The organism is Pseudomonas sp. AL 58 (assembly GCF_036348395.1).
In the GTDB taxonomy this organism is placed as follows: Bacteria; Pseudomonadota; Gammaproteobacteria; order Pseudomonadales; family Pseudomonadaceae; genus Aquipseudomonas; species Aquipseudomonas defluvii.
In genome coordinates this window covers 23,629-38,340 of the sequence record NZ_JAZBQR010000013.1, presented here as the reverse complement: position 1 = coordinate 38,340, position 14,712 = coordinate 23,629, and the positions used below count along the sequence as shown (strand labels likewise).

The following is a 14,712-nucleotide window of genomic DNA, read 5'->3' as shown; positions in this document are numbered from 1 at the left end:
CGGCCGCTGGCTCACACGCGCACACCCGCAAAGTCGGCATCGAGCAACGGATGCACCGCGTCTTTCGCGGAGAGATTGCACACGGGCAACGGCCAGGAAATAGCCAATGCAGGATCACTCACCAACAACCCAGCCTCATGCGCTGGCGCATAGTCGGCGTCTGTGAAGTAGAGCACTTCAGCCTCATCACTGAGCGCCTGAAAACCATGGGCAAAGCCCGCTGGAATCAACAGGCTACGGCCATCGTCAGCGACCAGTTCCTCAGCATGCCATTGGAGGAACGTTGGCGAATCAGGGCGCAGATCGACAGCCACATCCCAGATAGCACCACGCACGCAGGTGATCAATTTCGCTTCGGCGTAGCCTGCCTGCTGGTAATGCAGACCACGCACACTGCCCTTGCCGAGGGTACGTGAATGGTTGATCTGACGAATCTCGAAGGACCGCCCCTGCACACTGAGCCGGCTCTGGCAAAACAAGCGGGCGAAGCGGCCACGATGGTCATGAAAGACTTTTTGCTGGATCAGGCAAAGCCCTTCAAGCGCCAGCGGTTGCAGATCAAAGTCACTCATGACCAGTCCTTGTAAAGGTTCAGTTGATGAAGCGTTACCGCACGCATGTCCTTGCCCGCTTGCCAGGCCATATGCCAACCCACGGTCTGTTCCAGGCACTCCTGCAACGACCAACGCGGTTGCCAGCCGAGCAACTGCCGAGCGCGGCTACTGTCCAGGCGCAGCAAACCGGCTTCATGCATGTCACTGGGTTCAACGCGTAAACCAGGCGCCTGTGGCCACTGACTGGCAAGCGAAGCAATCACCTCACCCACACTGCACATGTCGGCTTCACCAGGCCCGAAGTTCCATGCACCCGCAAACGCCGGCCCCTGTTCATACAGCGCAGCCGCCAATTGCAAGTAACCCGCCAGGGGCTCCAGCGCGTGCTGCCAGGGCCTCACGGCCTGGGGATAACGCAGCGTCACCGGTTCATCGGCCGACCAGGCCTTGAGCACATCAGGGATCAGGCGCTCGGCCGAAAAATCACCACCGCCCAGAACATTCCCGGCACGCGCAGTCGCCAGGGCCAAGCCATGCTCGGCATACTGCTGTGGATTGAAGAATGATGCTCCATAGGACTGCGCCAGAATTTCGCAGCACGCCTTGCTGCTGCTGTAGGGATCATGCCCCCCCAACGCTTCATCTTCACGATACGGCCACAACCACTCCCGGTTGGCATAGACCTTGTCGGTGGTCACCAGCACGCACGCACGCACGCCACCGACCTGCCGAATCGCTTCCAGCAGATTGAGGGTACCCATGACATTGCTTGAGTACGTACCCAGCGGATCGCGGTAACTTTCACGCACCAGGGGCTGTGCCGCCAAGTGCAGGACAATCTCGGGCTGTACTTCGGCCAGCAGCTCAAGCAGCACCCCCAGGTCGCGCACATCGCCACGGCGATCATCGATCCCCTCGGCCACCCTTGCCAGCGCAAACAGGCTGGGCTCGGTGGCCGGGTCAAGGGCAAAGCCTGTGACCTGGGCACCCATGCTCTGTAACCAAAGCGTCAACCAGCTGCCTTTGAAACCCGTGTGGCCGGTAAGCAACACACGCTTGCCTTCCCAAAACGCGCGGCTTAGTCCCATTGTTTCCATGGGGCCTCCCCGCTCTGCCAGAGGTGTTCCAGGTGATTCTTGTCACGCAGCGTATCCATCGGCTGCCAGAAACCATCATGCTGGAAAGCATGCAACTGGCCTTCACTGGCCAAGCGACTCAGCGGCTCGGCTTCCCAGGAGGTTGCATCGCCCGCAATGTAAGGCAGTACCTTAGGGGATAGAACGAAGAACCCGCCATTGATCCAGCCACCATCACCACGCGGCTTTTCGGTGAAACCCAGCACTTGATTGCCCTCGCGCTGCAACGCGCCATAACGACCTGGCGGCTGCACAGCGGTCACGGTTGCCATCTTGCCATGGGACAGGTGGAAATCGACCAGCGCACCGATGTTCAGGTCAGAGACACCATCGCCGTAGGTAAAGCAGAAGGCTTTTTCGTCCTCAAGGTAACGCCCGGCACGGCGCAAACGGCCACCGGTCATTGTCTCCTCGCCGGTATCCACCAGCGTCACGCGCCACGGCTCGCTGTAGTTCTGATGAACGTCCATGCGGTTGTTGCGCATGTCGAAGGTGACATCGGAGGTATGCAGAAAGTAGTTGGCGAAAAAATCCTTGATCGCATAACCCTTGTAGCCCAGGCAAATCACGAAGTCGTGAATGCCGTGCGCAGAGTACTGCTTCATGATGTGCCAAAGAATTGGCTTGCCACCGATCTCGATCATCGGTTTGGGTTTGAGGTGCGACTCTTCGCTGATCCGCGTGCCGAGACCACCCGCCAAAATGACTGCCTTCATCGGTTTCCTCATGTTCTTCGCACGGCCCATCCAGGCCAGAGTGAAGGATTTATGGCGATATGAAGGAGGGCTTGCAGGAAGTGCGCCAAGTACGCGGAAGGTGTCAGCGGCGCGTTTGCAGCGCCGCCACAGGGAAGGTGTGCAGGATCAGTCGGCCAACCAGCCCCACACCCAGTGCTGCAGGTTGTCCGCACGCAATACAAAGTCGCGCAGCACCGCTTCACGCAACTCATCGCCCATGCGATAGCTGGCTGCCGGGTCAGCCAGGTGCATACGGATCGCCTGCAGCCACTCCTGGGTAGAGTTGCTGCGAACCCGTGTGCAAGGCAAGTAACCCCGGTAGGCCTCGGTATCGGTGCAGACCACCGGATAACCACAGGCGCCATACTCCAGCAGACGCAGGTTGCTCTTGCAGTCGTTGAAGATGTGGAACTCCAACGGTGCCAGCGCCAGGTCCAGGTTCAGACTGGCCAGCTTCGCCGGATAGTTTTCCAACGAAACGCCTGGATGGTACTCGTGGATATAGGGCTTGAGGTTCTCCGGGCACATGCCAAAGAACACCCACTCCACCTCATTGGCCAGCTCGCGTACCACCTCGGCAATGATTTCAAGATCGCCGCTATGGCTGGTACCGCCCCCCCAACCCACCCGTGGCTTGTTCGACGTGCCACGCTTGCTGTTCAGGCCCAGCCACAAATGCGGCGCCAGCATGTTCGGCACCACGCGAATATCTCGGTGCATACTGGAAAGTGCATTGGCCAGGGCGTCCGTGGTGACCACGACGCGATCGCACAAACCTATGCCTCGGCGCAGATGCTGCTCGGTATCACGCGGTTTGTTACGCGCATGGACATTCTTCTTCGGCGCCTCCAGGACGTAGTCGTCGATCTCGTAGATCCGGCGTGCCGAAGCGATATTCTTGACCCGCTCGATGTCATTGACACTTTCCGAGGAGTGGCGAAGCTGGATGACCACCACATCCGGATTCATCCGTGCGATTTCGACCGAAGGCGGTACTTCAAAGCTGATTCGCCCGAACACACGCCCTGCGGCTTCAAGCTCACGCAGCGGCTGATTGACGCGATAATGCCCCACCGCGGTGTTGTTGACCGGCAACGCCAGAATGGAAGGCAGCGTGCGCAGGACCAGAGGGTTCCAACTGTCACGCAAGCTGGGCTCCAGCGTAAACGCCGAGCGGGTCAGACTCAGGCTTGGGTTGTAGGCAGGGTCCCGGATTACACTGGGTAGCCAGCGCTGGATCAACGCTTCCTGCTCTGGCTTCCCAGCCTCCACCCCCAAGTAGCACGGTTTGTCTTCACGCGTTTGAACGACGATTGAATAGGGCGTTCCGACCACCAGGTAACCCGTCTGACCGACCCGCAAACACAAATCAATGTCGGCCAGACTCTGGGCAAATGTGGCCTCATCGAAACCACCCAGATCCTTGAAAACCTGAGTGCGTATCATCAGGCAACTTCCACTCACCGCGCTCCAGTTCTGAGCCACCTGAAGACGCTGCATGTACCCCCGCGCATCCGAAAGCTCGCCGGCAAATGCAGGCCCCGCCGCACCACCCAAGCCGAGAATGACGCCGGTGTTGGCAACCTTGCCTTTGGGATCAACGAGGCGTGCGCCAACGACACCCACTTCCGGTCGCTGCGCATGGTTAAGCAGCTCAGCCAGCCATTGAGCCTGACAAACCAGGTTGTCAGCTGCAAAGAACAGCAAGTACTCGCCGCGCGCCTGCTCGGCAGCAAGGTTGTTGATAGCCGCCACACCGGCACCTTGCGGTGCCTCCAGCACGCGCAAGAGGCCACCGCCCATCTGCGCCATCGCAGCAAGCCAGTCACGCATACCAGCATTGCACTCCGGCCTACCGACAATCAGCAGCTCGTATCGGCTGTATGTGGTGCTCTCCAGCACCCCCTCAACACAGCGCTGTATGGCTGATATGTCATCACCCGCAACGATGATGAGCGAGACCAACGGCTGTTCCGCGTGCAGGTACTCAACGCGATTGAGCAATGGCAACGCGTCATGATGAATCCGATATTCGACCCCCAATCGGTTCAAGTGCGCAGCGAGTAGCGCACTGCTCTGCTCGATCACCGATGGCAACGACAGCCACTGGGCATAGGGGAATGCGGACTCCACCTGAATCTCGGCAATATGCTCGATTGCAGACAGGCCATTGGACTCTGCAATACGCCAGACCATGTCATGGGGCGCAAGCTCACCCAGTGACGACTCGAAACCACCCAGGGCAAGCATCTGTTGACGCTGGAACGCCAAGGTTCGACCCACATAGGGGTAGGCGCGCATCAGATCGAGGTTGAAGTCGGGCTTGAACACCGGGTCACAGGACTCGCCGTCCAACACGGCACCTTCATCGCTGTAGGCGCAACGCATACCGGGTGTTGCAGCAATGCGTTCGGCAAGCAGCAGCAATGCCGACTCACTCAACCGGTCACCAGCCCGCAGCAGGTAGATCCAGTCCACCCCTTCCAGCGCCGGCATCGCATTGTTGACCTGCGCCGCCCAGTTCTCGACAAGCGGCAAATGCACAACATGCGGCTCGACCACACAATCGGTATTGGACAGCAACAACACCGCCGTCGGCGCGTAAAGTTGAGCGGCCAGGCTATCCAGGGTGACGCTCAGCGCGGCCTTATCCTGCTCAAGGTCGACAATAACCGGAACGATTTTCGGCTGCGAAGGCCACTTGACCACCTGCTCGCGCGCAACCCGCCGCTGGACATCCGAGAAGCGTCGCGCCGCAAGCCATTTCTGGTAAAACTCGGCATAACTTTCACAGTCGCTACCCACTCGGCCGTGGATCACGGTGTGCCAGTTACTAAGCGCACGCATCAGATACAGCTCTTTCCAGTCTCGCACCGACTCATTGGCACGAACCAGCTCGACATAGCGAACCCAGCCCCGCGCAGGCGCCCCCTCACCCGTGCGAGCCAAGAGCATCTGATGCAACCAACGCCACTCGACTTTTGCCGCCTTGATGATTTCCGGCTGCTTGCTCAAGCGCCCTGGGTGCAGCCGCTCAACACTGAGCACACGGGTCAGCACCGCCATGTTGCCCCGACGCAACAGGCACACGAACAACGCTTGGTCGAGCAATGCGACAAAGCCCTCACCGGCAGTGGTCAGCGCCTGCAGCAATACCTGGACATCCTGGGTTCGCATCAAGGCCGATGAGAAATTCCCCAGAAAATGGATGGCATTCGCCTCCAGAATGGCCAACAGGTCTTCGCCCTTGAACACGGAGTCAACCAAGGCGAATGGGCAATTTTCAGCACGCATGGGCAACACAAAATCATCGGCATCGGCTTGCAAGCGATGGGCCTGCACCAGATTGACCTCAGGATGCTCGATAAGCACCTGCGCCTGCAGCTCGACACACTGGGCGAACAGTCGGTCATCGTCACAAAGGACCTTGATGTACTCGCCTTGGGCCTCCTCGACACAGCGCAATAGATTGCGCTGAAAACCCAGCCGCTTTGGGTTGCGCAGGTAGCGAATACGGGCATTACCCCGCCCCTCGAAGGAACCGATGATCTGCTCGATTTCCTCATCGCGACTGTCATCACAGACAACGATTTCAAGGTTTTCGTAGGTCTGGCCCAGGGCGCTCTGCAAGGTCATGGAGAAAAAGCGCGCGCTGAAGGCTGGGATAACGATGCTGACGAGGGGAGCTGTAATCACGGCGGAACACTCTCAAACAAAGGGCGCCTGCCATTACCTGGCGAGGCGCCCTAGAAGCAGGAACAGATCCTGGCCCTCTGGGCCAGGAAACTCAGAGCTGATTGAACAGGCTCAACGACGATATCTTGCTGAACGCGAGCTGAGAGGCCTGCAGCATGGTCTGCTGCAAGTTCAGGCGAATCAGCACTTCAGCCGGATCCGCATCACGTATCGAACTCTGTGTCTTGGTGTTGGCCATCTTCAGGCTTTCGTTGGTTTCAGCCTGAACATCCAATGCCGCACCACGCGCACCAATGTCACTGATGGCCGAGGCGATCTGGTTGGAGCCGCTGGCAATGTTACCAATAGCCGAATCCAGTGCAGCCTGGAATTGCTGCTTGGCCAGCGGATCGTTATCCACTGGCAAGGCCAACGCCGTGCGCAACTTGCCAATGGTGTCGAGGATGTTCTGGGTCTGATGGGTGTCGACCTGTATCGAGAACTGATCACCCGCGACGGGTGCGCCGGCCAGGTCAAAGGTCACCCCTGCCGCCGTGGCGGTAGAGCCACTGACCGTACCGGTAGACACCGGCTTGCTGTCGGCAGTTAGCGGCTGCGCATACAGCTCAAAGTCAGTGGCGCTGGTGAACTTCAGAATGGCGCCGCCACCCGGGAAGGCGCTGTTGTAAGCCGTCGAATCGGTGATGGATGCACCGGTGACCTGCGCCGACGAACTGTTGCCTGGGCTGCGTGAACCTGAAATGGCGTCGGGCTTGGCCGCCAACGTGAAGGTGTGCCCCGCAATCGCCGCATCAGGGTTGGCGCTGTCGCCCGGCTGGAAGTTGATATCCAGACGCATATCAACACCACGGAAACTGATCATCTTGTTGCTGGAGGCCGGGTCGAATGTACCACCTTGAGTCGCTTCCAGCGTGACGTCGTTGTTGGATGCATCGGTGATCTTGAACTGCGTGCTGCTGAGGAACGTGATGGTATACGGCTCACCGCTGCGGAAGCGGTCATTATAGGTGGTGCTGCCAGACACCTGACCATCGGACAACTGAACCCGGCCATCATCAACTGCAGGCAAAATCAGGTTCGTCTCGCTACGGCTGGTATTGAGCGCCTGTTCGAACACGGCATAACCGCTTTCATTGGTCGCCATCGTGAGCATGTCGCCCACCTGCAAGTTCAGGGTGCCCTGGTCACCCTGATAGGTGTAGGTGCCATCCGAGTTGCGCACATACGGCTGGGTATCGCCACGCGAGCCGGAGAACAGGTATTTACCGTTCTCGTCACGGCTGTTCATCAGCGAGTAAAGCTGCTCTTCGAGCTGCGCCAGTTCCTGGGCATTGGCCTTGCGATCAGTGTCGGTAAAGCCGGCGTTACCGGAGCTGACGGCCAGTTCGTTGACCCGCTGCAAAATGGCGCTGATGCCGTTGAGAACACCCTCGGAGGCGCCCAACGAGTTACGCACATTGGTGGCATTGTCACCGAACTGGGCCAACAGGTTGCTTTGCTGTTCAAGTTGCAGCAGCCGCGCCGCGCCGACAGGGTCATCCGCGGCGGTACGTATACGCAAGTTGTCACTGACCTGCTCGCCCGACCTCACCGCGTTGGCAAAGTTGCGCTGATAGGTTGAAGTGCTGCTTTCGTAATACTGGGAAGTAGAAATACGCACGGTCTACGACTCCTTAAAGGCTGTTGATCAGCGTGGTAAAGATTTCCTGGGCAGCCTTGATGATTTGCGACGAGGCCGTGTAGTACTGCTGATACTTGATCAGGTTGCTGGCCTCTTCATCGAGCTGGACACCAGAAAGCGAATCACGGCCTGCCTTGGCCGAGGTCTGCAGGGCATTCGTCGCATTGCTGTCCATTTGCGCTTGCGCGGTCTTGCCACCCACGTTTTCAACCAGTTTGCCGTAGGCATCGGTCAGGCTGATGCCCTTACCGTTAGCCCCGACTTCAACCGTGGCCTTGGTTTGCAGGTCGATCACCGCCTGGCCGTTGCGGTTGTCGGCAGAGCCTGCACCGGTCAGCGATACGGTGTAGTTATCGCCCTCTTTCGGTGACCCGGCGACAGTCATTTCAAAATTGAAGGTTTTCTGAGTCGCGCCATCCATGATCGGGTTGCCACTGGCATCGACCATCGGCACGCTCAATTGCAGCGTGTTGCTCTCGCCCGGAATAATGGTCCCGGAGGATAATTCGGTGCCTTTGGCATCGAACAGCTTGTAGGTTTGCGGGTTGGTTGTTTCATCGCCAAAAACCAACTTCACCGGCGTGGAATACTTCAGGCCGTTCTGCAGATCAATGCGCTGGGTCGAATCATAGATATCCAGCTTCGAGGTCAATTCGGGCTGGGTGATAACACCGGTACCCTGATTGCCGGAGCCGCTGACCGCCGACAAGGGCGCCGCAAGGGCAATACGCTTGGGATCGGTCAACACCGTGTCGAGCTTGGCTGCCGCGTTGCGGGTCGGGGTGATCTTGAAGCTGTCACCAGCACTGGGCGCCCCGCCGTTGAGGGCAAGCTTGAAGCCATCAATTTCCTGCGGGGGGGTTGCAGTGATGTCATAAGGCCCTTGGGCATCGCCGTCTGGCAGCTTTTTGACCGTATATTGGGTCGCACTGCTGAAGGTCACCTGGTAATCGGACGTGCTCAGCTTGCCGGTGTCACTGATGGTCACATCCAGATTGCCAGCGCCTGCACTGTTGCCGGCCTGGGCAATACTGCGCTGGCTGATCAAGGCCGCACTGTTGATATCGCCGAACAATGCTGCGCCGAACTCACCGTTCTTGTCGATACCTTGGGCCAACTGCTGGTTGATGCTGTCGGCAACCACCAGGGCAATACGCCCCAGCTCGTTCATCGACGGATCCAGCACCTCGCTGCGGTAGCGCAGCAGGCCGCCCATTTCACCGCCGGTAATGCTGGAGGTGATGTCCATGCTGGTGCTGCCACGGTTGAGCTGAAGGCTCATCCGGGTAGGGTCGGTCTTGCTCGGTACGGTTTCCAGGGTATTGATGGTCTTGCCCAGCACCAGCGGCTGACCATTGGCCAGGTAAACGTCGAAGTTACCCTCACGCTCGACCACCTGAGCACCGACCAACTCGTTGAGCTGGCGCACGGCTTCGTTACGCTGGTCGAGCAGGTCGTTGGGGCTGCCTTGCACGGCCGAAACACGGGAGATCTGATCGTTGTACTGGGCAATGGTGGCCGACAGTTTGTTGACTTGATCAGCCATCGACGCCAGGTTGCCGTTGATGTTGCTGTTCTGCTCGTTGAGCTGCGCGGAAATGGTATTGAAGCGCTTGCTCAGCGACTGGGCACTGGTCAACAGCAACTGCCGCGAGGCGTCTTCGGTCGGCTTGGCCGATGCACTCTGCAGCGCCGTGAAGAAGTTCTTCAACGCTCCGGTGATACCGGTATCGGCATCGGACAACAGGTTATCGATCGGTGAAACCTGATTCAGGTACGCAGATGCGTCGCTGTTCAACGAAGTGGTGGTTCGCAGCTGGTTTTCAAGGAACGCGTTGTACACCCGACGAACATCGGACAGCGTCGTGCCAGTGCCGATGAACACATTACCGCTCTGGATTGAACTCTTGGCGCTTTGTACGTTCTGCTGGCGTGAGTAGCCGGCAACGTCGGCGTTGGCAATGTTGTTACCCGTGGTAAACAGGCCCGACTGCGAGGCTCCAAGCCCCGATACGCCGATGTTGATCAAGCTCGCCATAGTTCAAACCTTATAATTTCGTGGAAGTGTCAATCGCAGCAAAGCTTTCGTACGACTTCATTTGTTTCGCGATCTGCGAGATCTTGCTGGCATAATCAGGATCGGTTGCATAACCGGCCTTCTGCAGCTCTCGCACAAACTGTTCTGGTTTATCGGCAGACTTGATCGCTTCTTGATAGCGCGAATTGTTTTGCAACAGGCTAACCAGGTCATGGAAGCTGTCCTGGAACGAGTCATAGGAACGGAACGCAGCGGTCTCCTTGACCATCTGCCCATTGCGAAACTCGCTGGTGATCGCTCGCGCCTGACCACCTTGCCAATTACCCGTCGCCTTGATGCCAAACAGGTTGTGACTGCTACTGCCATCCGGCTGGCGCATGATCGACTTGCCCCAACCGGTTTCCAGCGCCGCCTGCGCCACCAGGTAACGCGGGTCGATACCAATACGCGCTGCAGCTTGCTCGGCCATTGGCAGCATGGTCGCGACAAATTCATCGGACGAACCGAAGGCACGCTTGGCCGGTGCCAGAGGTGGCTGAGCCATGGCCCGACCATAAATACGCATGCTGCCTGGCGCACCGAAGGATTGTGCCGGCTCCCAGTCACCCTTGATCACCGCATCACCGACGGCCCCCGAGCGATTGGCCAGCGAGTTGCCCGGCGTCGCAGCCGTTGCAGTACCTGCCGACGGCACGATCCCGGCCAGCAGGCGATCCGTGAGTTTGCTGGGCAGATTCAACCGGCGCTGATTGAGCAACGCCATGTCGTTACGCGAAGCCGTTTGCTCTGAGCGCACAGGCTCTGCCACGCGTGCAGCCCACAGTGCGCGCTGCTGCCCTTCCACATGCGGGAACGGGCTGCTGCCTGCGTGCGCCGCAGCCGTCGATTTCGTTTTCGACAGCTGACGCATCAGCACATCCTGCAGACCGATACCGCCGCCCTCCCGAGACAGGCTGACCGACAGTTGCTGGTCGTACATCTGCTGGTACTGCTTGGTGGTCTCAGTGTTGAGGGGGTTGTCCTTGGCCAGCACATCGTTGGCCGAACGCATGGACTTGAGCATCTCGTTGAGAAACAGCGACTCGAATTCCTGCGCCACCTTGCGCAGGTTGGCGTCACTGTCACGGTCGCCGACCTTCAACGAGTTAAGTCGATTGAGGTCGGTGTAGGCCCCGGTATCGGCGCCTGCGGAAACTCCACCCTTGGGCATATCCATAGCCAGCGCCTTAGATCACGATCAGGTCGGCCTGCAACGCGCCGGCCTGTTTCAGGGCTTCAAGAATCGCCATCAGGTCACTTGGGGCTGCGCCCACCTGATTGACCGCACGTACAATCTCATCCAGCGTGGTGCCCGGGCCGAACTTGAACATCGGCTTGGCTTCCTGGTCGGCGTTCACACGCGAACGCGGCACGACCGCTGTCTGGCCATTGGAAAATGGCCCTGGCTGGCTGACCACCGGGTCTTCGGTAATGGTGACCGTCAGGCTACCGTGGGTAACCGCCGCGGGCGATACCTTGACGTTCTGACCGATGACGATCGTACCCGTACGCGAGTTGATAATGACCTTGGCCACCGCCTGGCCTGGATCGATCTCCAGGTTTTCCAGAATCGACAGGTAATCGACCCGCTGACTAGGGTCCATTGGCGCGGTCACCCGCACAGAGCCGCCGTCCAGCGCTTGTGCCACACCCGGCCCCAGCAATTCGTTGACCTTGTCGACAATGCGCTTGGCAGTGGTGAAGTCCGGACGATTGAGGTTCAGGGTCAGGCTGTTGCCCTGGTTGAAACCGCTCGGCACCGCACGCTCAACCGTAGCCCCCCCAGGAATACGACCTGCCGACGGAACGTTGACGGTAATTTTGGAACCATCACGGCCTTCGGCATCAAAACCACCGACCACGAGGTTGCCCTGGGCAATGGCATAGACGTTACCGTCAATACCCTTGAGCGGGGTCATCAACAGGCTACCGCCACGCAGGCTTTTCGAGTTACCAATCGAGGAAACGGTAACGTCCACCGACTGGCCCGGCTTGGCGAACGGTGGCAGGTCGGCGTGAATCGACACCGCAGCCACGTTCTTCAACTGGACGTTACCCGACCCGGCAGGCACCTTGATGCCGAACTGCGACAGCATGTTGTTGAAGGTCTGCAGGGTGAACGGTGTCTGGGTGGTCTGGTCACCCGTACCATTGAGCCCCACCACCAGGCCATAACCAATCAACTGGTTGGTCCGCACCCCGGAAATACTGGCGATGTCCTTCAGGCGTTCGGCCTGAACAGCAAACGCCGTGGACAGCAGGATCGTCGCGGCAATCAGCCGACTGAACTTGAGCATGGTTATCCGAACCTAGAAAGGCCAAAGCGGGCTGATAAAGAAGCGGTCGAGCCACCCTGGCTGACTCGCATCGGCAAACGAACCGGTACCCGAGTAGGTGATGCGGGCGTCGGCGACGCGAGTCGAAGGCACCGTGTTGTCAGTCGCGATATCGTCGGCACGGACCATGCCGGCAATACGCACCAACTCGTCACCGGTGTTCAGCGTCATCCATTTTTCGCCGCGCACAGCGATGATGCCGTTAGGCAGTACATCAGCCACGGTCACGGTAATGGAACCGGTCAAGCTGTTGCCCTGCCCGGCCTTGCTGTCACCCTTGGTGGTGCGGTCACCACTGTAGCCCGCCTCAAGGGACAGGTCGCCAGAACCCAATGGATTATTGGTATTGGGCACAGTCCCGAACAGGGATGTCAGGCCGATGTCGGCCTTGCTGTTCTTGGCGATCTGCGAGTTGGCATTCTTGCTCGCCTGGGTTTTCTCATTCAGGGTGATGGTGATGATGTCACCGACCCGGAACGCCTTGCGGTCGCTATACAGGTTCTGCTCGAAACCGGCCTGGTAGATCGAGCCGTTGTTAGCCGCTGCTGGCAATGGTGTGCGCGGCAATACCGGCGCGTAGTACGGGTCGTTGGGCTTGGGCGTCGGCGCGACGCAACCGGCCAACAACACTACCCCACCCAGGGCAAGTACGGAAAACAAACGACTCATGACTCTAACCTCACGGTGTAACAGGCACTGTACCAGCGCCCCAGTGAACATCACTTACAGGTTCTGGGTAACGAACGACAGCATCTGGTCGGCAGTGGAAATGACCTTGGAGTTCATTTCATAGGCACGCTGTGTGGTGATCATGTTCACCAGCTCTTCCACGGTGCTGACGTTGGAGTTTTCCAGGGTGTTCTGCAGCGTGGTACCGAAGCCGTTCAAACCTGGGGTACCCACCTGTGGCGCGCCACTGGCAGCGGTTTCCAGGAACAGGTTGTTACCCACGGCCTGCAAGCCGGCCGGGTTGATGAAGTCGACGGTCTGGATGTTGCCGATCACCTGTGCAGCCGGGTTGCCTGCGGTGGTGATGGAGACGGTACCGTCAATGCCGACGGTGAAGGTCTGCGCATCAGGCGGCACGACAATCGCCGGCTCAAGGGCGAAGCCATTGGCGGTGACGATCTGACCATCGGAGTTCAGGTGGAACGTACCGTCACGGGTATAGGAAACAGTGCCATCAGGCTGCAGGATCTGGAAGAAACCACGGCCATTGACCGCCATGTCCAGCGGCTGCTCGGTGGTCTGCAGGCTACCGGCATTGAAGTTCTTCTGGGTGCCGACAATACGCACACCCGTACCCAGTTGCAGACCCGACGGCAGTTCGCTGTCCTGAGTGGACTGAGCGCCTGCCTGACGACGGGTTTGATAGAGCAGGTCCTGGAACTCGGCGCGGTCGCGCTTGAAGCCTGTGGTCGAAACGTTGGCCAGGTTGTTGGAAATGGTCGTCAGGTTCATGTCCTGAGCGGCCAGACCTGTTTTACTGACCCAAAGAGCCGGAAGCATGCTGTTCTCCTGAAGCGCCTGTTTTACGGCGCTACGCCTGTGTAATTAGCCGATTTGCAAAACACGCGCCATGGCTTCATCGCCTTCCTTGGCCGTGGTCATCATTTTGACGTGCAGTTCGAATTGACGGGACAGTGCCAACACCGAGGTCATTTCCTCTACCGCGTTGACGTTACTGGCCTCAAGGAAACCCGACACCAGCTGAACCGAGCCATCGGCATCGGCGGGCTGACCACTCTTGGTGTGGATCATGCCGTCCAGGCCTTTGGTCATATTCTTCAGGTCAGGGTTGACCAGCTTGATCCGGTCGACCTCAGCCATGACTCGCGGCCCCTCGCCCATGGCGCGGATACTGACGGTACCGTCCTGGCCGATCTCGACCTTTTGCTCAGGCGGCACGGCAATCGGCCCGCCATTGCCCATGATCGGCATGCCATTACCGGCCCGCAGTACGCCCAGCGCATCGATGTTCATGCTGGCGGTGCGCACGTAGGCTTCGCTGCCATCCGGCGCCTGCACTGCAATCCAGCCGTTGCCGCCGACGGCAACATCCAGGTCACGCCCGGTTTCCTGCAAGGCACCCGGCGTGAAATCCGTCGCCGGACGCTCGCTCATGGCATAGGCTCGCGCCGGAAAGCTGTCGCCGAACACCGGCATCGAACGCGCCTGCTCCAGGTCACGCTGAAAACCGCTGGTGGAAATGTTGGCCAGGTTGTTGGCATGGGCCTTCTGCGCCAGCGCGTTCTGGCTGGCGCCGGTCATGGCCACGTAAAGCATCTTGTCCACAGTCATCCTCCGCTGCGCTGGCGAACATTTGCCGTTCACCGCTGCCCTGCGCTGCTAGAAGCAATTATCGAACCAAGTCCCAACAGACCATCAAAAAGACTGAATTTACGGGGCTTTCCCTCACCTCACGACCACCAGAAAGAAAACAGAAGACAAATTCTCGGCGGCATTCTGCCGGCAGCGGCAAAACCTCGCCTCGT

The 14,712-nt window shown here is 59.0% G+C and carries 11 protein-coding genes; all 11 read right to left on the bottom strand.

The features are described from left to right. Positions 1–11: 11 nt before the first annotated feature. On the bottom strand, positions 12–572 hold the full coding sequence (gene rfbC, locus UIA24_RS15400; protein WP_163939308.1) for a dTDP-4-dehydrorhamnose 3,5-epimerase: 561 nt from the start codon (positions 570–572) through the stop codon (positions 12–14). Continuing rightward, entirely contained in the window at positions 569–1,651 is a 1,083-nt protein-coding gene (rfbG, locus tag UIA24_RS15395) for a CDP-glucose 4,6-dehydratase (protein ID WP_330523216.1), read from the bottom strand. The genes rfbC and rfbG overlap by 4 nt, the downstream gene beginning before the upstream one ends. Further along, positions 1,633–2,406 (bottom strand): glucose-1-phosphate cytidylyltransferase, encoded by a 774-nt coding sequence (rfbF, locus tag UIA24_RS15390; RefSeq protein ID WP_330523215.1) that lies wholly within the window; start codon positions 2,404–2,406, stop codon positions 1,633–1,635. The genes rfbG and rfbF overlap by 19 nt, the downstream gene beginning before the upstream one ends. Positions 2,407–2,553: 147 nt before the next feature. After that, the gene (locus UIA24_RS15385) at positions 2,554–6,123 is read right to left on the bottom strand and encodes a glycosyltransferase (RefSeq protein WP_330523214.1); all 3,570 of its coding nucleotides are present in this window, start codon (positions 6,121–6,123) and stop codon (positions 2,554–2,556) included. 91 nt (positions 6,124–6,214) lie between these two features. Next, the gene (locus tag UIA24_RS15380; protein WP_330523213.1) at positions 6,215–7,783 is read right to left on the bottom strand and encodes a flagellar hook-associated protein 3; all 1,569 of its coding nucleotides are present in this window, start codon (positions 7,781–7,783) and stop codon (positions 6,215–6,217) included. A gap of 13 nt (positions 7,784–7,796) precedes the next feature. Further along, positions 7,797–9,842 (bottom strand): flagellar hook-associated protein FlgK, encoded by a 2,046-nt coding sequence (gene flgK, locus UIA24_RS15375; RefSeq protein WP_330523212.1) that lies wholly within the window; start codon positions 9,840–9,842, stop codon positions 7,797–7,799. 10 nt (positions 9,843–9,852) lie between these two features. Further along, on the bottom strand, positions 9,853–11,058 hold the full coding sequence (gene flgJ, locus UIA24_RS15370; protein ID WP_330523211.1) for a flagellar assembly peptidoglycan hydrolase FlgJ: 1,206 nt from the start codon (positions 11,056–11,058) through the stop codon (positions 9,853–9,855). A 10-nt stretch (positions 11,059–11,068) separates the two neighbouring features. Continuing rightward, positions 11,069–12,178 carry a flagellar basal body P-ring protein FlgI gene (locus UIA24_RS15365; RefSeq protein ID WP_065759722.1) on the bottom strand — a complete coding sequence of 370 codons (1,110 nt, stop codon included), beginning with the start codon at positions 12,176–12,178 and terminating at the stop codon, positions 11,069–11,071. Positions 12,179–12,190: 12 nt separating this feature from the next. Beyond that, positions 12,191–12,886: a flagellar basal body L-ring protein FlgH gene (gene flgH, locus UIA24_RS15360; protein WP_065759721.1), complete on the bottom strand. Its 696-nt coding sequence runs from the start codon at positions 12,884–12,886 to the stop codon at positions 12,191–12,193. 54 nt (positions 12,887–12,940) lie between these two features. Continuing rightward, the gene (gene flgG, locus UIA24_RS15355; protein WP_330523210.1) at positions 12,941–13,726 is read right to left on the bottom strand and encodes a flagellar basal-body rod protein FlgG; all 786 of its coding nucleotides are present in this window, start codon (positions 13,724–13,726) and stop codon (positions 12,941–12,943) included. 45 nt (positions 13,727–13,771) lie between these two features. Then, entirely contained in the window at positions 13,772–14,512 is a 741-nt protein-coding gene (locus UIA24_RS15350; protein ID WP_099773898.1) for a flagellar basal body rod protein FlgF, read from the bottom strand. Positions 14,513–14,712: the final 200 nt, after the last annotated feature.

Coding starts and splice junctions, on each gene's coding strand:
- flgK (WP_330523212.1), bottom strand. CDS start 9,842: ATGGCGAGCTTGATCAACATCGGCGTATCGGGGCTTGGAGCCTCGCAG.
- flgH (WP_065759721.1), bottom strand. CDS start 12,886: ATGAGTCGTTTGTTTTCCGTACTTGCCCTGGGTGGGGTAGTGTTGTTG.
- flgG (WP_330523210.1), bottom strand. CDS start 13,726: ATGCTTCCGGCTCTTTGGGTCAGTAAAACAGGTCTGGCCGCTCAGGAC.
- flgJ (WP_330523211.1), bottom strand. CDS start 11,058: ATGGATATGCCCAAGGGTGGAGTTTCCGCAGGCGCCGATACCGGGGCC.
- UIA24_RS15365 (WP_065759722.1), bottom strand. CDS start 12,178: ATGCTCAAGTTCAGTCGGCTGATTGCCGCGACGATCCTGCTGTCCACG.
- rfbG (WP_330523216.1), bottom strand. CDS start 1,651: ATGGAAACAATGGGACTAAGCCGCGCGTTTTGGGAAGGCAAGCGTGTG.
- rfbC (WP_163939308.1), bottom strand. CDS start 572: ATGAGTGACTTTGATCTGCAACCGCTGGCGCTTGAAGGGCTTTGCCTG.
- rfbF (WP_330523215.1), bottom strand. CDS start 2,406: ATGAAGGCAGTCATTTTGGCGGGTGGTCTCGGCACGCGGATCAGCGAA.